The organism is Paenibacillus sp. FSL R5-0519, from assembly GCF_037974275.1.
Lineage (GTDB): Bacteria > Bacillota > Bacilli > Paenibacillales > Paenibacillaceae > Paenibacillus.
The window spans coordinates 1,575,629-1,593,832 of record NZ_CP150234.1 but is presented as its reverse complement, the minus strand read 5'-3'; the positions used below and the strand labels follow the sequence as shown (position 1 = coordinate 1,593,832).

Genomic DNA, 18,204 nt, shown 5'->3' with positions numbered 1-18,204 from the left:
GTCTCCCTTCCTCTGTTATCCCCGGTGGGGTGAGTCCCTTCTTATTCGCTCTTGTCAGGTAACGTATGAACACCTTCCGCTTTAATCCCAAATGTGTGTAATGCCAGCGCTATACCTTCACGAAAGGCTATATTCTCTTCTCCAAAACCGCTTCTGGAATAACCGATGTTATAAATCTCTAATATTTTTTCTTCTGGAGTCATTTCGACTTCGTATCCGATATACAAAGCACGAATTAATGTGTCCAGCGATATTTCATTCAGATGAACAGATCCACGCATCCACGCTTTAGTAACTGGCACATCCATGTGTATCCGAACTATCTTTTCAATATCGTTATATTTAGAAGCATCCTCTAAAGATGCCGCTTGTTCTTTCGTCAACTTCGCTTTATCTTTCATGGGTGTATCCTCCCTTAGATGGTTTATTGGTGGGTTATGCGTTGTATTGGTGATAACTCCGGTGCGCCAAGCTTCATGGCTCTCACGTGGTCCTGTAGAATGGGCATCCATGTTTTCTTGCTGCTGTGTACCAGCTGATGCATTTCCGTGCTGAGTAAGATGCAGTTGTCCGTCTCGTACTTGCCGCCTTGTGATCCGTAAACAATGCGGTGCAGATGCAGTCCGGGTCCCGGTACGCCACTCAGGACGCACCAGTTTCCTCCCTCACGCTCGATTACCGCCTGCCGCACCTTTTCCTTCGTCATGTACTCCGGGTCCGTGTTGCGCTCTCTCTTGGCTTTAGGCTGCTCTTTCCGGTTGTGGTGAGACAGAATGTTGAGTCTCCAAGGCATGATGTTCTTTTCCTTCTTGCGTGCCAGCATGTTGATTCTCCTCTCCGAATGGTCCGTCTGTTACTGGGATGATTGGTCTGCCGTCGTCGTAGAATAGGGTGTCTTGGTATCTCATGCGCCTTTATGCTTGTCCAGGTGCTGTGCCAACTTGGTCACGTCTGCTGCCTGAACCTCCGCAAATTTGGTGATCGTGTAGCCAAGGAATGTGTTGATAGCGTCGAATCCGGGCCAACCGGTTGCTTTGTGCTTGGCATACAGCATTCTGGTCTGGCCTTCACTGGCAAGCGTCCCACCGCCTGCATTTGTGTTAGATTGCGTATTATTGTTGTTAGATGTATTTATGGTATTGTTATTGGCTTTACTTGCTGGCGCAGACCCCTCTTTTTCTTTAGCGTCTGGATCATCTTCATCTGTCGGCAATCCCAGACATTTCAGAAGGAAGTAACGCTCACTGTATGTCAGTCCAGAACCGTACGCCTTGGATATTTCATCCTGCTGCCCGTAGTAAGCCCATGATATTGTCTCCCGTTCGTCTGGCTTGTCTCCATTGATCCAGGTGTACGTCATCTCGCCTTTCACGACGAAGTCCAACACGTCCTTGCCCTTTGCTGTCTTGTATTCATGCGTGTGGTGTTCACCGACTTTAGTTGAAGGTATAAGCAACAGGTTCAACTCATTCATCTTGTCCTTGATCTTGGATAGTACTTGGTTTCCAGATACATAAGTGTAACCAAAGCTGGCCTTATCCTTAGAAAACCCTTCAGCAACCTTCCGTACCTGTACAATCTTCTGATAAAGGTTAAGCGTCTGTTGTTCGCTCATCGACCTCTACCTCCTCCAGCTCCAGCAGTTCCCATTCACCACGTAACGTGCGAATAACGAAATTCTGTGGTTCATCTGGACAGTGCCGAGTTGTCAACCAATGCTCCAAGTCGTCTTTTCGGGACAGGCGTAAGGCTTGCATAAAGTCATCCGTCGGTTGCGCTACTCTGTCCAAGAAGTAACCTTTCTTATGCTGTGGGATGTATCTGTATTGTGTGGGCATTCCATTCTTCCTTTCGTTGTGGTATATTGGTTGTAATCTAATTTGCAAAGCGATTTTCTAAGGCTGCCGATGCTACGGCGGCCTTTTCTCGTCTAAGGGCAATGGCGCTGTTCATCTGGTACACTCGTTTCAACGTCTCCGTCAGCGTCCCTCTCTGGCTTGCGATCTGCTCCAGCTGTTCGAAGTGATTTCTGTCTGTCGGCGGAACTTTCATCCTTTCTCACCTCCACTACCTTAATAGGAGCCTCCCACCCGTAATGCCGTAGGATGTCATCCACACTCTTGAATGTCTGTTGTTTCACGCTGTCTTCAGTTCCTCCTTGATTTCCTGCTTCAATTCCTCTATCTCTGCATCGTATTCAGCCTGCGTCCAGATCTTCACAGGTACATGCTGGTTGTTATACAGGTCACGGATCAGGTCCTCATAGTCAAATGCCTGACGCTCTAACACTCTTCCACCTTGCGTTGACACGATATAGGTTGTCATTGGATCAACACTGCTTCGAAGTCCCTCAGCTGGCATCGTCGTATCCTCCAATCTTCCGGACCTCTACATACGTTTCGCTATCGATAGCCTCCAGCATGTGTTTGCGGCAGTGCGCTTGTCCAAACACCTCATAATCTGCTTCCCCACCGCATAATCCGCATGTCGGGCCGACGGGAATCGGTGGTGCAGGGCGTTTGAATGGGATGGGACGTGTGATGTTGTTTTCTACAACGCGTAGTTTAGGCATTTCGGTCACTCCTTTTCGAATTAAGTGAAATTGTGTACAATATATAGGGTTTGTAACGTCATACATATCAGCATCTTGTGTTTTACTGCTTGTCCGTCACAGGAGGGCTACACCGCCTCCCCTTTAGCTACCAGACTCTCGACAATCGACCAACAAGCTAATGCAATTTCACGATCCACCTGTTCGCGTTCTTCGTCCGTCTTACATATGTTTTCTGTGTTGATCTTTACTCGGGACTTGCCGATCATGTACTCTGCTTCGATCATCGAATCACCTCGATTGATCTTATGCGCCAAGTTGGATGGGACAACTTTCATGAGGTGAAGCCTCCTTTATGCTCCTGGGTTCTCCCGATCCATGAATGGGATGATTCCGCGTTTGCTAAGTATTCCGTGTATGAACAATCGTCCAGGTTGAGTCCATCGTGTATTCATGCGTACCGAACGTTCGCCGCTGTTGTGATGAATATCGATCGTTCTAGACTTGGTGTATCCTTTGTCTTGGTGTTTGGAGTACAGCAACCATTGATCATTTTGTTTGTACTGTACCTTTTCTTCATGAAGGATTTGATTCAGCGCTGTTCCAGACAATCCGTAGTCCTTGGCGATCTGTGTCACCGTAACCGTATCTTTGCTTTGTAAGATTTGGTCCAGGTAAGTCATTTTGGGTTCGTACTCTCTCACACGTTGTTCAAGCATTAAGTTTTCAGTGTGGAGTTTCTCGTTCTTGTCCACTTGATCCACCAGTGCAACCAATGCTTCTTTGTAGTTCTGTGGGAGATTCGGCATTGCCAGCTTACGTTCCATTTCAGCGAACCTGGATACGTAAGTGGCTGTGAAGAGTACGCCTTTTTGTCCGGTCATTTTGTTGGCTACCATGTCGCAACCGAGTTTTGTAATGTCGTAACGTTTGTTTGTTTTCCCGGTTGAATCTTTGTAGGTTGTTTCGATGAAAAAATCACTCGGCCCAAAGTTGGACTCAGTAAGAACTCCCATGTATCCTTCGATATCACGAAGCAAATGTTTGTGTTGCTTGCCGATCATGGTTGCAATGTCACGACTGTCTGCCAGCAATTTACCTTGGTTGTTCACGATGTTTAATTGGCTCATTTTTATTCGCTCCTTATTAAGCTAATTTTTTATTACACGAATCGTGTAATTTCTTCTCAAAAAAAAGCTGTTCTTCTTCTAAATCAGAAACATCAACACCGAATATCTTGGCAATAATAACAGCTTGATCATAACCAAGTTTGTTTCGTCCTGCTTCAATGTTGCTGTAGCCACTTGGGTAACTATAACCCAGTGCCTTAGAAAGGAATGTTTGGCTAATGCCGCGTTCCAATCGAAGTTTTCGAAGTTTTTCTCTCATTTCTTCACCTCGTTTACTCGTTTTGTGTAACTCATGTCTTTATAATACATACACAAAACGTGTAAGTCAACACTTTTAGTGTAAATAATTATTTTTAATGTGTAAGAGTGGTAAGATTAAATATTGGGAGGTGTGTAAATGTCTACTTTAGGAGAGCGTCTGCGTAGCGAACGAGAAAAACTCGGATGGTCTCAGGTATACGTTTCAAAACAATTGGGATTGAAGAGAAGCAGCACATATGCGAACTGGGAATATGATCTTCGGGAACCTGACTTAGAAATGATCAATAAATTAGCTACTCTTTATGATGTATCCCCTTCTAAATTAACTGGGTTCAATGAGCCTGATGTTGTTCGAGAATCTAAAGAACAATATATAGTAGATGAAACAATGAAGCTTGCAGAAGATATCAATAATCTACCTGAACTGAAGAGAAAGATATTAATGGATATGTTAGAAGCGTTAAAAGAGGATAATAAGAAGTGAGTTGAAGCCAGCATCACTCTCTTTTAAGAGAGATCAGCTGGCACAAGCGGTCTTCAATGTGTTCCAATTGTAGGTCATGGGCAACGGACTGGATCATTATTAATTGATCGACATCACAACTCTGCAGTATTTCAAATATTTCCTCCGTGTCCATCTGATCATCTCCCGTAATCTTAGTTGCCTTTTGGTAATATTCATTTTAAGGGAACACTTGTTCTGTTACAAGCTAAAAAAATATAATGCGAGGCATGATCATGGTGTATAAACCTGGTCGTTGCCTGCTGACAAAGAGATTACGCGAAATCAGACGTTCTCAACAGTGGTTAAGTGAAATAACTGGCATTCCAAAGTCTTCGGTTTCGGAATACGCCACCAATAGGAGAACAATGTCTTTAGCAACCGCTATGACCATCGCAGCGGTAATCGGTTGCTATATAGATGATCTGTACGAGCGTATCGAGGTCAGCAGCGATTGAGTGACGTTTCTGTCACTCCGACCGGGGCAGAAGTTCGCTATGTAGCGAACTCGGTAACACCAAAAAATCAATTAACAACGTTTTTATGTAGTCTCGATTTAGTTGGTACCCATACTATACCAGACCTGACATGTCAGATGCTGTCGAATCGAAATTTAAAACACACCTTAAATGGGGTTTAACCCTACTTGACAGTGTCATTTCTTAAACTTTTTCCGCACATGGACACGAGTTCCGTCGAAAAAATGGATCATGGTCCCAGTTTTTGTTGGCTCTGTAGACTTGACTTTACTTTTGTTGACCAGGGTTGAACGATCATAAGACTCAAATCCATATGGTTTATAAGCCTTGTCAGCATCCCTCATAATGTGAATTGCTATGTACGATCCACATGTTGTATGAAAAGCCAATGTCTTGCCTGAATTCTCCGTAACTTGCCACGGTTCAATGAATTTTACGTCTTCTTCCAGATTAAATAGCACGAAATCCGAATCATCATCCTGCCTTCCATGCATCTTAACTCCAATAATATCCAATGATGTTCCCCTCTCTAGATGCTATGTAAACATATTAAATCAAGAAAGTGATGGAAACACTGCACAAAATATGCCAAGGAAATATCGGGAAATGATATAATAGGCTGGCGTACATACATAGAACCATTACCGCAGCCGATGCGGAGTTAAACGAGGAGATATAGAAATGAGGAAGTATTTACTGTCTTTATTATTAGTGTTGTTATCGTTAGTCATCGTTCTGCCATCCAATATGGCTTCAGCAGCCAATGGTAAAGTCACTTTAAAGTCGTACAGTTATAAGGGACAACCCTATGTTCAGGTTGTGAACCATCCAAACAAGAATGCAGCAGCTAAAATGAACAAAGAGTTGAAAGCTCATGCTGTCAATGCAGCGGCTATTGCCAATAGTAAAGATATAAAACAGAATAAAAGTTATTATTACAAAACAAGTGTTCAGACTGCTTACAACAAACAAAACGCATTGTCTATCGTGTACTACACCTATGTTTACACAGGCGGGGCACATGATATGCAAGGTGTAGAAACATTCAACTACAACTCTAGCAACGGTAATAGAATTTATATGAAGGACTTTCTAGACAGCAGAACCAAAATAGTAAGAGCGAATGTGTATCTCCAGTCGGTACTTGAAAAAAGAAGTTTGGCTGATCCTGGATCTATTCTATATACAGATACCATCATAGATATCCAGAAAGGCGCGTTTTACTATAATGACAAAGGATTCACACTGAAGTTCATCCCTTATGAAGTAGCTCCATTTTCCGAGGGGTTTATAGATGTGTACATCCCTTATGATGTTATCGTAAATGGACAAAATACAGTTCCGGCAAAACCACAAGCGCCACAGACTACTCCGGTTACTGGGGTGTTATCTTCTGAAATCTATGTATATTCGAACGATTTAAAAACATTTTTAGGCACGTTATCGACAAACACATTCGATAGCGATTCCATTTTCAATGCATATGGCACTTATGGTAGCAAATACAACACTTTAAGCATTTGGAATAGCTACGGCACCTATGGAAGTGCATATTCATTAGAAAGTGCATTTAATAAATACACACTCACTCCACCAGTACTAGTTTATAAAGGACAAGCTTTCGGATATATTACATCCAATAAAAATGTTGTACACGGCATATCTCCAGAAAATGTACTAGCTTTTGCAGAATCGCTATAGAAGATAGGCACCCTTCTGGGTGCTTTTTTTCTGCATATCCCCTACAATACAGACATAGAAGATATTAATTCACGCACGGAGGTTAGACATGGAAAGAGTATGCATCTACTTACGTAAATCCAGGCAGGACATGGAAGCCGAGGCCCGTGGCGAGGGCGAAACATTAGCTAAGCACAAACAGGCATTACTTCGTACAGCGAAGTCTATGAATCTGAATATTATAAAGATTCGCGAAGAAATTGTTTCCGGTGAGAGTCTGCTTCATCGGCCGCAAATGAATGAGTTATTGAAGGAAGTGTCGCTGGGAGAATATGATGCTGTCCTAGTCATGGACGTGGATCGGTTGGGCCGCGGTAACATGCAGGAGCAAGGGCTGATCCTGGAGACGTTCAGGGAGTCTAATACGAAGATTATCACACCCCGGAAGACGTATGACCTTAACGATGAGTTTGACGAGGAATACAGCGAATTTGAAGCGTTCATGGCTCGTAAAGAGTTGAAGATCATCACCCGCCGTTTACAAGGTGGTAGGTTGAGATCCGTGGAGGAAGGTAATTACATCGGGACCCGTCCACCATATGGTTGGGAGATCGAGAAAGATGGGAAATCGCGTTACCTGGTACCCCACCCTACTCAGTTTAAAGTTATGGTGATGATGTATGAGTTATATGCTCACGAAGATCCTGAAGAACGCATGGGATCTAACAAGATCGCTTCTCGCTTAAATGAACTTGGTTTTCGAACATACACGGATAAACCATGGAAAGCTGAGCTAGTGCTGAACATTATAAAAAGTCCTATAAATATCGGGTATTTATCTTGGGGTAAAAAGAAATACAAAAAAACTCCAACCGGTCGTACAGTCGCAACACAAGCTGAGGGAAGCTATACCAAGGTACTTGGTAAGCATCGTAAATACGTCACACCTGAGTTAGAAGCACTATACAATCGGGCTATGGAGTTCCTTGGAGAGAAGTATCATGTCCCTTATCAGCTGGAAAATGGGATCAGTAACCCACTGGCAGGACTGATTAAGTGTGGTAAATGTGGATACGCCATTGTATTGCGACCATACACGGGTCAGCCCAGTCACCTGATGTGTCCGAATAAGGAGTGTCCGTGCAAGAGCGTGCAAGCGACGTATGTATTCGATGCCGTACTTGGAGGCTTGCAAGAATGGCTGGAGGATTACAAGATTCAGTGGGATAAACACAAGCCTTCCAAGCGAACGTCAAACGCCCTGGAATTGAAAGAAATTCAGGTTAAAGCATTTCAGAAAGAAGCTGAGGATCTGGAGTTACAAAAAGGAAGGCTTCACGATTTCTTGGAACGTGGTATTTATGACGAGGAAACATTCTTGGAGCGATCTGCAGCATTGGCCGACCGGATATCAGCAACCCATCAGGCCATTGTAAGAGCTGAGGAAGAAGTAGCCAAAGAAATGAAACAGAAGGATGCGGAGTTAAACATCATCCCGATGGTGAAGAACGTCATTAAGCTGTACAAGAAGACAGACGATCCAGCAAAACAGAATGCGCTGCTCAAAAGTGTAATCAACAAAGTGGTCTATTCCAAAGAGAAACATGAGTTTAAGGATAGCTTCAGTATAGAGCTTGATGTGAAAGTAAAATGACCCAACACGGATAGGCATTGAAAGTTAATTCATTGCCTTCTTTATCTGTACCAATAGGGTCGTGCAAGGATACGTCTTTGCGTGTTTTCTTCAGGGAACGAAGGTGCATAAGTATCTCGTTTTCAATACACCTTGCTGCAAACGTGGCAAGCTTCGTGCCCTTGCCTTGTTGAAAACTTTCGATCGCTTTGATCAAACCGATGGTTCCGATGGAAATCAGGTCTTCCTGATCTTCACCCGTATTGTCGAACTTCTTGACGATATGCGCGACGAGGCGCAGATTGTGTTCAATGAGCAGATTGCGGGAGTGAGCATTGCCTTCAGCCATAAGGCGCAAATGTTTGGCTTCATCATCCTCAGCCAGTGGCTGGGGGAACGCATTATTTTTGACATACGAGACGAGTAACGTTAACTCTTTAATGAATAGAGCAATTGCGGTAAACAATCCGGGCACAGATGACACCTCCTGCAGTTTTACAACGATCTGGCCTGAGCACATGTGGGAACAGGGTCGATCTATTGTATGTAGGCAGAGGCCCAGAAGTGCATGTACACTTGAAAAAGGGGATGATCTCGCGAAGATTTCACAGACTCACAGAAACAATGGAGCCCACCCGCTGAAGCAGGAGAAATTCTTTTTCCACACTTTCGATAAAATACTTCTTTTCACCAAATAGTACAACATCATTCTGAGCTAATGAAACATCGCTTTTAAAATAGATCACATTGTCCGTTTCACGGAACGCACCTTTGTAATAAAACATCATATCCCTCTCCTTCATAACAGTACCTATACCTATGTAATAATAAATTAAACCAATAGGTACACTCTCAGTAACCCCATCTCCAAAATTAATAATACCCTATATGCTCCATTCAGGATCCCTGGATTCATTATAAAACATAACAAAAGCCCCAGCTCTGTACGAAACAGAACTGAGGCTGCAGCTCATCCAATATGAATCCCAGCGGATATCTAAGAATCCCTAGGAATACCGGTTAATTACTTGAAAATGCGTTGAGAGAACTGATACAAGCCGCTGTTCCAGACAGATGGTTCGTGTCCACCTACATCCAGATAAAACGTATGCGGGATATTCATGCTGCTCAAGCCGTTTTTGAAATTTTGGCTGACCCATAACAGACCATCACTCGATCCGCAGGAGATCCACAACAATTTCAGTTGGCTAGCGACTTGTCCCGGGTTGGACACCAGCTGCGATACAGATTGCGTATTCGGTGCAGCCGAGAAGGCCCCTACCCAAGCGAAGGTATTCAGATTTTTCAATCCGAAGTTAAGCGACTGCCCACCACCCATGGACAGTCCGGCCAACGCACGACTATTCTTGTCTTTGTACACCGGATAATTGGCCTCGATATGAGGAATCAGATCCTTGAGCAGGTCTTGCTCGAATCGTTCAAACGCAGCCACCTTGTCCGGAGCAAAAATGTCACCGACTGGACGGTCGTCTTTCATAGCGCGGCCATTCGGCATGACAACGATCATATCTGACAGCTTGCCTTCGGAATACAGGTTGTCCAGAATGTTTTTCGGTTTCATGGCGTTAACCCATTCATACTCATCGCCGCCGATGCCGTGCAGGAGATACAGAACGTTATACTTTTTATTCGGAGAATATCCTGGCGGTGTATACACCGTCGCTTTCCGTGTATTGCCTACCGTTGTGGAATAATAGGAGATCAGATTGGTATTGCCGTGCGGAATATTGTTGCGATAGGCATCATAACCCGGCGGTGCAGGCACAACCGGAGTGTTAGCCAGCGCATTTTGCCCGGAATTATCCAGGGTCCCGGTCGTTCCCTGATCTACCACCGCCTGAATGGGGGTAGGGGCTGCGGTTTCCTGCATATCGGCTGCAGACGCCATTGTAGGTACAAGGAGTGCTGCTGTGATGGAGAGACTCAGAATCTTGGACAGACCTTTTTTCATCAGTATCAATCTCCTTTGGAATATGATTTTAAATCGTGTACGAACCTCATAACAGGTCTTTCAGATATACAAACCCCTAATTGAAAGCCCTTACATTTTTAGAGTGAAGTCCCTCCTTCCTACGCACGAATACGTCTTGCTGTTCTTCACCTTTCCTAATACAGATGCCAACATCCACTGCCCATAATTTACAAACAATTCCAATTACATTTTCATTATATCACCTTATATGTCTTGTATATCATCAAAAAACTTAAATATATATACCTTATACTTAGAAAAGTATACTACTGCACGCCACCAGACCGTCTATTCACTCCCAACTCCGGATTCCTCATGACATAAAAAAACACCTCAATTCTCCATGTTCAATGGAAGAATTGAGGTGAACGGATTTTATGTTCAGCTTGCCGACACGGCCTCTGCAACCTCGACAACCTCTGGTCCATGATGTTTACGCTCCATGAACAGACTGTAGAGCAGTCCTAGCAAACCCAATCCGGCAATAACTGCTGCATATAAAGGAACGGATATAAGACCCGTGTGGGTAATTGCATACCCGCCCAGATAGGCACCACCTGCATTCCCCAGGTTAAATGCGGAGTGACTTGATGTCGTCGCCAGCAGCGGCGCTTCACGGGTCATATTCATGATGCGAATCTGTAATCCCGGCATAATACCAAAAGCGGCAACCCCCCACAAGAATATCGTAATCACCGCGAGATATGCATTCTCCAAGGTAAGCGTAAGTGCAGCCAGAAGCACCGCCAATAACCCAAAATTGACGATTAGGGAAGGCATCAGCTTCCAGTCCGCCAGACGGCCGCCAACCATGTTGCCCAAGGTAACGCCGAAGCCAAAGAGCACCAGAATCCAGGTCACATTCTGTTCGGCAAAACCACTAATGTCCACAAGCATCGGCGTGATGTAAGTGAACACGGCGAATAGACTTCCACATCCCATCGCGCCAACAAGCAGAACCAATAATACTTGGGGACGAACCAAATTCCGAAATTGCTGTCCGAGGTTTGCCGGTGCTCCTTGTGGGAGAACGGGAATGAAACGAATGATGCCAATCAACGAAATGATGCCCAAAATCGTAATTGCCCCAAAAGATGACCGCCATCCGAGCTGTTGCCCGATAAACGTACCAAACGGAACGCCAATGATGTTGGCAATCGTTAGCCCCGCGAGAACAACGGATACCGCTCCTGCCCTTCTCTCGGGTGCAACAAGCCGCGTTGCCATGATCGAACCTACACCGAGGAACGTACCATGGGCAAATGCCGTTAAGATCCGTGCTGAAATTAACAACCCGTATGTCGGGGCAATGACAGACAATGCGTTCCCGATAATGAAAATGCACATGAGCAACACCAGCAGTTTCTTCTGTCGAATCTTGTGGGTGAACACGGTTAAGATCGGCGCACCTACGGCTACACCAAGCGCATATCCCGTGATGAGTTGTCCTGCCTGTGGAATGCTTACATTCAAGTCTGTTGCCACATTGGGCAGCAGGCCCATAATGATGAATTCAGTCATACCAATCGCAAAAGCTCCAATCGTCAGACATAACAGGGACAATGGAAATGCCCCTCGTTTACCAGACTGCGAAGCCTCTAATCCTGTTTGGTGTCCAGTCGTGCTCATAGATGTTCTCTTCTCCTGTCTCTTAATCAACGAGTTTCTGTCGCCTTCAACCACAAGGCTTCTGTTAGTTGTTCGAACGTTTCACGCATAGCCAGCTTGTCCCGCCAGTGTGCCGGAATACCACTCAGTCCATAATAAGCACCAGCGATCTGTCCGTACACCGCGCCCGTAGTGTCCGCATCATCACCCAGATTAACAGCTAACAATGCGCCTTCTTCAAAACTTGCCGACTTATGGAACGCCCATAGTGCTGCCTCAAGTGAACGAACCACATAACCACTACCCTTAATGTCGGGCGGCTCTTTACTCTGATAGGAACCCATGACAACCTCTTCAATTGCGGGCGAAAATACAGTCTCTTCCCTCCACTGTCGGCAGGTCTCTGGCATCAGCATGACGTTTTTGTCTGCTCCGCGCAGACCAGCAACAAGTATGGCAGCCAGCACTTCACATGCCTCCACGCTTTCCGTTGCAGCATGTGTTGTCCGAGAGCTCAGCCCGGCATAGCGGATCGCCTCGTTTGGTTGATTGGCGTAAGCCAATGCGACAGGAGCAAGCCTCATAATAGAGCCGTTGCCCGCCGTCATCGGGTCAGCTGATCCGCTGTAGGCTTTTCCAGTGATCTCAAACCTCTCCAGAGCACTTCGCGTGGCCCCGCCGATATCGAAGCAGTCGCCTGTACTGCTCATATATCCGACCCTGTACCAATTCGTATATCTGCGCATCTGATCCGCAGGATCAAAGTCTGCCTTACGTACCAGACTTTCTGCCAAACATAGAGCCATGGAGGTATCATCTGTCCACTGCCCTGCCTCTAGCCCGAACACGCCGCCTCCCACCATATCCGTCACAGGTTCGAACGTGCCCGGACTGCTGAATTCCACGGTAGTCCCGAGCGCATCACCCACTGCAAGCCCGATGAAGCAGCCATTGAAACGGTCTCTTAGCAGCATGCTTGTCTTCCTCCCTTAGTCCATATACTTTCAGAATCTTTCTTCTATTTTCCCACAGGGTTTAATCCGGCGTAAAGCTAATATTCCTGATTACAGGAACACGATTTCTTCTATTATAAAAGTGTCGAAAGCTGTTGAAGGATCAGAAAAGCCCATTTTCATAAAAATTCTTTTATTTTATTATCCTGAAAAAACAGTTTATTCAGTACACCGCTTACATGTAAAGGGCTTAACGCTTTGCAAGGTTCATCACTTTCTGAAATTACGTCATTCATATGAAAATTTTCAATGTAAACAATCATGACGTGCTTGACCCCTCGGTTTGTCCTATGTTACGGTTTTATTAGCTTCAAACGCATATTTTTTCCCAATTTAATATTCATTAACGATAAACTGCGTCAGATAACATTCCGCAGGTTAATGAATATACGGTAATGAATTTGCAGAAAATTTTCATTTTATTTTATCCCAAACTAATTCTGAAACAGGAGGAACAAATTTATGATTAAGGCACTGGTGTTTGATTTCGACGGAACGATTATTGATACAGAGACAGCATGGTATATTGCTTTTCGTGATGCTTACAAGGAACACGGCGTAGATCTAACCCTGGAGATGTATTCACAATGCATCGGTACCAGTCTGAAAACATTTAATCCGTATGAGTACCTCATCACAGATTTGAATCTTCCAATCGATCGGGAAGCGTTCAGGGAGTCCGTTCAGTTGCAGCACGCTGCATTGATGAACAAGGAGAAGGTACGTCCTGGTATTCAGGAATATCTTGAACAAGCACGTAATGCCGGATTGAAACTCGCTGTAGCCTCTAGCTCCAAACGGGAGTGGGTTGAACAGCATCTGGAACAACTGAAACTGAAAGATTATTTTGAAGTCATTCGTACGGCAGATGATGTAGCGAATGTAAAGCCTGACCCGGAACTCTACAATCAAGCGCTTGAAGCCCTTGGAGTAACTGCAGACGAAGCCGTAGCGATTGAGGATTCACCTAACGGCGCGCGTGCAGCTGCTGCGGCTGGTATTCACTGCGTAGTCATCTCGAATACCATCACCGGAACACTGGAATTCGATATGCCTCACCAACGGCTGTCTTGCTTGACCGACCTTGCATTTAACGATTTGATTTCGAAGCCACTCGTCACTACCGTCTAAGGTCTGCACGAATTTCGCAATTTAATCCTTAAAGGGGGAGTTCACACATGAAAGCTGTACATTTTGGTGCGGGCAATATAGGCCGCGGTTTTATCGGTCATATGTTGTCCGCTTCCGACTACGAAGTCTGCTTTGTCGCACGTAACCCGAAGAAAATCTCCATGCTTCAAGAGAGACAGGAATACCCGATTACACTTGCCAATAGCGAACAGGATACAACGATTGTCAATAACGTGACCGCGATCAACGTAAGTGAGCAAAATCTGGTTGCTGAAGAGATCGCTTCAGCTGATGTGATTACAACTGCGGTGGGTGTATCTGCACTCGGAGATATCGCAGAGCCAATCGCCAAAGGCATTCAACTTCGCATGAAAAACAATAATCAGGCGCCACTGCATATCATCGCTTGCGAGAATGCCATCGGTGGCAGCACCCGGCTGAAGAAACGCATCTATCCATTTCTGGATGAACAGACTCGCAATAAAGCCGAACGTTATGTTTCTTTCCCCAATGCAGCTGTGGATCGGATTGTTCCGGCCCAAAACCACAAAGACCCGCTGCAGGTCACAGTTGAACCTTTTTACGAATGGGTCGTTCATCGTCCAGCACTTCTGGATGGTTTTAAAGAAATTGACGGTGTTCACTATGTGGATTCCCTTGAACCTTATATCGAGCGTAAAATGTTTACGGTGAATACAGGCCACTGTGTCGCCGCATACTTCGGCTATCTCGAAGGATTCAAGACAATCCGGCAGGTTATGAGCAACTCCACCCTGCGGTCCAAGGTACGGCATGTTATGGAAGAGACCGGTGAGATGCTCATCCAGAAGCACGGATTTAACGCTCAGAAGCATAACAAATATATCGACACCATACTGGAGCGCTTTGCTAACCCTAACCTGACAGATCAGGTCACTCGGGTCGGACGTTCCCCCCTTCGCAAGCTCTCGCCACATGATCGGCTTGTTCGCCCAGCGATGCAGGCCAGTGAATTCGGAATCGAAATTCCTCATTTAACTTCTGCTATGGCGGCCGCAATGCTATTCAATGACAAACGCGACGAGGAAGCCATGAAGCTACAACACATGATTCGCGAAGATGGCGTCTCCGCCTTCATCCGTGAACGCATGGGAATTCCCGACGAACATCCCGTTCATCAGAATGTAATCGCCAGCTATCAGGAACTCAGAGGGCGTAAGGAATCGACTATATTAACCTGAATATGCCTATCAGTCCTATCCAGGCTATTGGTTCGATCCCGCAAACTGAATAAAAATACGGTGAAGAAGCCGGGAGGAACCTATGCATGGGCATCGTTCCTTCCGGCTCTTTGTCTTTGCATACCTGCTACACTCTATAGTGTAGGGACCCTCAACAAAAACAGCGTATCTCCTCTCTCAAGGAAACACGCTGTTTAGGGAATCTTTATTTCTACTCATTCATGATGGAATTAAGGGATGCATATGCCATGGGCAGGAAACCTTCAGACGGTTCCCCAATCGGTGCATGAATATGGAAAACGAAGCCATTACCGTCCAGTTCTTTGACAATAAAGTACTCTGTTTTCTTATCATTCTGGGACATCATGTACAATTTTGCATCCTTCATCGGCCCATTACTGAGTTGTTCAGCCGTCAATTGCTTCACTTCTCCGGTCTCGGACAACTCTTCCTTGGCGTCCATCTTCAGCACATCCAGATTGTAATCCGCCGGCAGCTTTTCAATCTCTACCTCATAGTCGGGATCAATCTTCATGGTTAATTCCTGATCTTCCGCGTCAAAAGCCATCGGTTCAAACACATAAAGTGAATAACCTTTTGCTTGTGCCAGTGTCACTGGTCGCTTCTCGGTCATGCCTTCTACCGTCACTTCCAGCTCTGCTGTCTTCGGACGATCGGACGTTACAGTACCACCTGCATTGGAACTGTTATTGTCATTACTTGATTCAATTTTTGCAATTTCAGTGAGTACCAGCTGTTTCGTTGTCGCATCAATGGTTTTCTCTACATATTTGAAACGAACGGAATCTTCGTCATCGATATCATCCAAAGACTTCTGCAGGTCTTCGCCCACCTGGAAAGACATCGGTTTTTCATTCACACGAATCTCGACGGTGTGCGGATCAGCCCATCCGGTGAGAATCCCTTCCGCTTCGATTGCAGCACTCTCATTTGGTTGTTGCTCCGGTGCTGATGACTGTTCTTGCGAACTATTCACCGGTGGCTGTGTAGCAGGATTGCTACTCCCACAGGCCACAAGCGAGAATCCCATAACTAAAACCAGGAGTGATGCACTGACTTTCATTGTATTTCCTTTTCGCATATGAACACCTCCGTTAGCTTATACGCAATGATGCTTGTCCATGTTGCTTCTCATTCATTGGCTTGGCTGTATACTAGTACTTACACGGGAGAAAGGCAGCTCAATCATGCAAAATATCTGAACGATTATCAGGGACCCCTGCCTAGCTGGCCTGATCCATCTGTACCAGTTTGGCATTGGCTACGTTAAATGCTTTGGTCTGGAGGTTAAATTGCTTGCGGAATTCAGCAAGCTTCGCATATTCGCTATTTCGTGACCGAATGGCTCGCTTGATCTTAACCAGATTAGGTTCTGCACTTTCTCTCATCAGATCATACAACTGCTCATCGGCACTCAGACTTAGCTGATACGAGGCAATAAAATTTTCCAATGCACGCGCTCTTGCTTCATACTGATCCAGCACCTTTTCAGCCTGTGCCAACGTTTCTTCATTTTCAAATGATAGTTCTTTCAATGAACTGCGCAGAGCTACAGCCCTCTCGTTGGACTGTTTCATGGCCTCTTCCGCCTCTTTCAACAACGTGCTTCGTTCATTAATATGATCTGCCGCCTGATCCAGCAGTGCTTCGAGATCACTATTTTTGTTCTTGCCTTTGTCTAAAATGGACTTGTATAACTTCATATCTTCCTGCTCGTGACTGGTCAAATTGTTCAAACTCTGATCAATCTTCTGACCACTGAGCACCAGTTGGTTCACCTGATTTGCCGCAGGCTCCTGCGGATCTCCACAACCACTCGCCAGCAGAATTAGCAATACACTAACTGCTGCGAGCGCCACTTTTTTACTCGTTAGCACCTAAGTCCTTCCTCTCTTGCACCATCCTGTTATTCTCTTACAAGCGGGTATCTCCGCTAAAATTCGCTATCCAATGTGCATCCGGATCGTATACTTCGAACTCGTAACCTCGATCTTCGAGCAACTTCAGAATACGCGGCAAAGCCTGAACCGTTTGCTCTCGCTCATGCATCAGAATCACTTCCTTATCCCGATGTACACTTTTGCTCACGCGGGCCACAATCTTATCCGGCTGACCGGGAAGATTCCAATCCAGTGAATCCGTCGTCCAGTCCCACATTTTGAACCCGGCCGCCGCAATGTCACCTCTGAACTTTTCACCGATCTGCGGACTGCTGCCATAAGGCGCGCGAATAAGATGAGGTGTAAAACCAATCAGGTCCTGCACCATCTTCTGTTCTTTTTTGAACTCTTTCACAAAGTTTGCAGAGCTGCCGCTCTTATACAGCTTTTTATAGTTATGCGTTATGCTGTGGAGCCCAGGGTAACTGCCTTCCTTCAACAGCCGTTTTACTGCTGCCGGGTGCTGGTTCAATTGTCGTCCGATCATGAAAAAAGTAGCCTTCGCCTCATGCTGCTTCAAAATATCCAACAGTTGTTCCGTATACTCCGTCGGGCCATCATCAAACGTTATGTATGCCAATTTGCGAACCTGACCCTGGAACCGTACCGGCTCCTCCTTCGCATCTGGAGTAATTTGTATCATGCCGAGCTTGGCGGGCTGTTCGATTACAGTCATTGGAGGAGGCGCCACAACGCTTTTGATCCAATGTGTCATGCCAAGGAATATATAGGTTACACCGGTAACGAACAGTACCAGGAGCATTAGAGCTATGCTGATCCTTCCATACCGGATTTTTCTTCGTTTATGTGTTTTCTTGCGGCTTGTGTTGTGCGGAATACTGCCACGTTCTCCCGCTCTCTCTTGTTGGACTCTCACTGACATGCCACTTCCTTACTTTCATTTTTTCCCGATTATTGGTATATTATCTCGTTTCATGTCTCTATATAGAAGATTAATAGAAAAATGATTCGGGAGAATGACAGAATAGTTACAAGCCCGGTTACAATCTACTTATCTCTTCGTTATCTTGATCTTTCCTGC

At 45.4% G+C, this 18,204-nt stretch carries 24 protein-coding genes and 1 pseudogene; 6 read left to right on the top strand and 19 right to left on the bottom strand.

The window, feature by feature from the left end:
• Positions 1–41: 41 nt before the first annotated feature.
• The 10 genes from MKY73_RS07035 to MKY73_RS06990 all read right to left on the bottom strand — a co-directional run bounded on the left by MKY73_RS07035 (position 42) and on the right by MKY73_RS06990 (position 3,940).
• On the bottom strand, positions 42–401 hold the full coding sequence (locus MKY73_RS07035; RefSeq protein ID WP_339306490.1) for a hypothetical protein: 360 nt from the start codon (positions 399–401) through the stop codon (positions 42–44).
• A gap of 23 nt (positions 402–424) precedes the next feature.
• Complete coding sequence (locus MKY73_RS07030; RefSeq protein WP_339306488.1) at positions 425–823, bottom strand: hypothetical protein; 399 nt, start codon at positions 821–823, stop codon at positions 425–427.
• 81 nt (positions 824–904) lie between these two features.
• A complete protein-coding gene (locus MKY73_RS07025; RefSeq protein WP_339306486.1) occupies positions 905–1,615 on the bottom strand; it encodes an ERF family protein in 711 nt (236 codons plus the stop codon).
• Positions 1,593–1,838, bottom strand: a complete 246-nt coding sequence (locus tag MKY73_RS07020) for a hypothetical protein (protein ID WP_339306484.1) — start codon at positions 1,836–1,838, stop codon at positions 1,593–1,595. The genes MKY73_RS07025 and MKY73_RS07020 overlap by 23 nt, the downstream gene beginning before the upstream one ends.
• 92 nt (positions 1,839–1,930) lie before the next feature.
• Positions 1,931–2,140, bottom strand: a complete 210-nt coding sequence (locus MKY73_RS07015) for a hypothetical protein (RefSeq protein WP_339306482.1) — start codon at positions 2,138–2,140, stop codon at positions 1,931–1,933.
• Positions 2,137–2,361, bottom strand: coding sequence for a hypothetical protein (locus MKY73_RS07010; RefSeq protein WP_339306480.1), 225 nt, complete (start codon positions 2,359–2,361; stop codon positions 2,137–2,139). The genes MKY73_RS07015 and MKY73_RS07010 overlap by 4 nt, the downstream gene beginning before the upstream one ends.
• Positions 2,351–2,572 carry a hypothetical protein gene (locus MKY73_RS07005; protein WP_339306479.1) on the bottom strand — a complete coding sequence of 74 codons (222 nt, stop codon included), beginning with the start codon at positions 2,570–2,572 and terminating at the stop codon, positions 2,351–2,353. The genes MKY73_RS07010 and MKY73_RS07005 overlap by 11 nt, the downstream gene beginning before the upstream one ends.
• A gap of 107 nt (positions 2,573–2,679) precedes the next feature.
• Positions 2,680–2,889 carry a hypothetical protein gene (locus MKY73_RS07000; RefSeq protein ID WP_339283737.1) on the bottom strand — a complete coding sequence of 70 codons (210 nt, stop codon included), beginning with the start codon at positions 2,887–2,889 and terminating at the stop codon, positions 2,680–2,682.
• A gap of 15 nt (positions 2,890–2,904) precedes the next feature.
• Positions 2,905–3,681, bottom strand: coding sequence for a phage antirepressor KilAC domain-containing protein (locus MKY73_RS06995; protein ID WP_339306477.1), 777 nt, complete (start codon positions 3,679–3,681; stop codon positions 2,905–2,907).
• A 16-nt stretch (positions 3,682–3,697) separates the two neighbouring features.
• Positions 3,698–3,940: a helix-turn-helix transcriptional regulator gene (locus MKY73_RS06990; RefSeq protein ID WP_339306475.1), complete on the bottom strand. Its 243-nt coding sequence runs from the start codon at positions 3,938–3,940 to the stop codon at positions 3,698–3,700.
• A 138-nt stretch (positions 3,941–4,078) separates the two neighbouring features.
• Here MKY73_RS06990 and MKY73_RS06985 point away from each other — a divergent pair, with 138 nt between their 5' ends.
• On the top strand, positions 4,079–4,426 hold the full coding sequence (locus tag MKY73_RS06985; protein WP_339306473.1) for a helix-turn-helix transcriptional regulator: 348 nt from the start codon (positions 4,079–4,081) through the stop codon (positions 4,424–4,426).
• 239 nt (positions 4,427–4,665) lie between these two features.
• Positions 4,666–4,902 carry a helix-turn-helix transcriptional regulator gene (locus MKY73_RS06980; RefSeq protein ID WP_339306471.1) on the top strand — a complete coding sequence of 79 codons (237 nt, stop codon included), beginning with the start codon at positions 4,666–4,668 and terminating at the stop codon, positions 4,900–4,902.
• Between the two features lie 197 nt (positions 4,903–5,099).
• On the opposite strand, the gene MKY73_RS06975 is transcribed toward MKY73_RS06980, so the two are convergent.
• Positions 5,100–5,438, bottom strand: a complete 339-nt coding sequence (locus tag MKY73_RS06975) for a LytTR family DNA-binding domain-containing protein (protein ID WP_339306469.1) — start codon at positions 5,436–5,438, stop codon at positions 5,100–5,102.
• Between the two features lie 166 nt (positions 5,439–5,604).
• Between MKY73_RS06975 and MKY73_RS06970 the strand changes: the two genes are divergently transcribed.
• Both MKY73_RS06970 and MKY73_RS06965 read left to right on the top strand, forming a co-directional pair.
• Complete coding sequence (locus MKY73_RS06970) at positions 5,605–6,624, top strand: DUF4163 domain-containing protein (protein WP_339306467.1); 1,020 nt, start codon at positions 5,605–5,607, stop codon at positions 6,622–6,624.
• 88 nt (positions 6,625–6,712) lie between these two features.
• Positions 6,713–8,257, top strand: a complete 1,545-nt coding sequence (locus MKY73_RS06965) for a recombinase family protein (RefSeq protein ID WP_339306465.1) — start codon at positions 6,713–6,715, stop codon at positions 8,255–8,257.
• A gap of 22 nt (positions 8,258–8,279) precedes the next feature.
• Here the strand turns inward: MKY73_RS06965 and MKY73_RS06960 are convergent.
• The 5 genes and pseudogenes from MKY73_RS06960 to MKY73_RS06940 all read right to left on the bottom strand — a co-directional run.
• Positions 8,280–8,711 (bottom strand): annotated as a pseudogene (locus MKY73_RS06960) (sigma-70 family RNA polymerase sigma factor); the annotation flags it as partial.
• A 130-nt stretch (positions 8,712–8,841) separates the two neighbouring features.
• The gene (locus MKY73_RS06955) at positions 8,842–9,024 is read right to left on the bottom strand and encodes a hypothetical protein (protein ID WP_249912092.1); all 183 of its coding nucleotides are present in this window, start codon (positions 9,022–9,024) and stop codon (positions 8,842–8,844) included.
• A gap of 236 nt (positions 9,025–9,260) precedes the next feature.
• Positions 9,261–10,208 (bottom strand): alpha/beta hydrolase-fold protein, encoded by a 948-nt coding sequence (locus MKY73_RS06950; RefSeq protein ID WP_339306463.1) that lies wholly within the window; start codon positions 10,206–10,208, stop codon positions 9,261–9,263.
• Positions 10,209–10,610: 402 nt separating this feature from the next.
• Positions 10,611–11,858 (bottom strand): MFS transporter, encoded by a 1,248-nt coding sequence (locus MKY73_RS06945; protein WP_339306461.1) that lies wholly within the window; start codon positions 11,856–11,858, stop codon positions 10,611–10,613.
• 26 nt (positions 11,859–11,884) lie between these two features.
• Positions 11,885–12,811 carry an ADP-ribosylglycohydrolase family protein gene (locus MKY73_RS06940; protein WP_339306460.1) on the bottom strand — a complete coding sequence of 309 codons (927 nt, stop codon included), beginning with the start codon at positions 12,809–12,811 and terminating at the stop codon, positions 11,885–11,887.
• A 501-nt stretch (positions 12,812–13,312) separates the two neighbouring features.
• Here MKY73_RS06940 and MKY73_RS06935 point away from each other — a divergent pair.
• The gene (locus tag MKY73_RS06935; RefSeq protein WP_339306458.1) at positions 13,313–13,981 is read left to right on the top strand and encodes an HAD-IA family hydrolase; all 669 of its coding nucleotides are present in this window, start codon (positions 13,313–13,315) and stop codon (positions 13,979–13,981) included.
• A 47-nt stretch (positions 13,982–14,028) separates the two neighbouring features.
• Positions 14,029–15,201 (top strand): mannitol-1-phosphate 5-dehydrogenase, encoded by a 1,173-nt coding sequence (locus tag MKY73_RS06930; protein ID WP_339306457.1) that lies wholly within the window; start codon positions 14,029–14,031, stop codon positions 15,199–15,201.
• A 211-nt stretch (positions 15,202–15,412) separates the two neighbouring features.
• On the opposite strand, the gene MKY73_RS06925 is transcribed toward MKY73_RS06930, so the two are convergent.
• The 3 genes from MKY73_RS06925 to MKY73_RS06915 form a co-directional block, all read right to left on the bottom strand.
• Complete coding sequence (locus MKY73_RS06925; protein ID WP_339306456.1) at positions 15,413–16,303, bottom strand: hypothetical protein; 891 nt, start codon at positions 16,301–16,303, stop codon at positions 15,413–15,415.
• Positions 16,304–16,445: 142 nt separating this feature from the next.
• On the bottom strand, positions 16,446–17,099 hold the full coding sequence (locus MKY73_RS06920; protein WP_339306455.1) for a YkyA family protein: 654 nt from the start codon (positions 17,097–17,099) through the stop codon (positions 16,446–16,448).
• 37 nt (positions 17,100–17,136) lie between these two features.
• Positions 17,137–18,039 carry a polysaccharide deacetylase family protein gene (locus MKY73_RS06915; protein ID WP_339306453.1) on the bottom strand — a complete coding sequence of 301 codons (903 nt, stop codon included), beginning with the start codon at positions 18,037–18,039 and terminating at the stop codon, positions 17,137–17,139.
• Positions 18,040–18,204 lie beyond the last annotated feature (165 nt).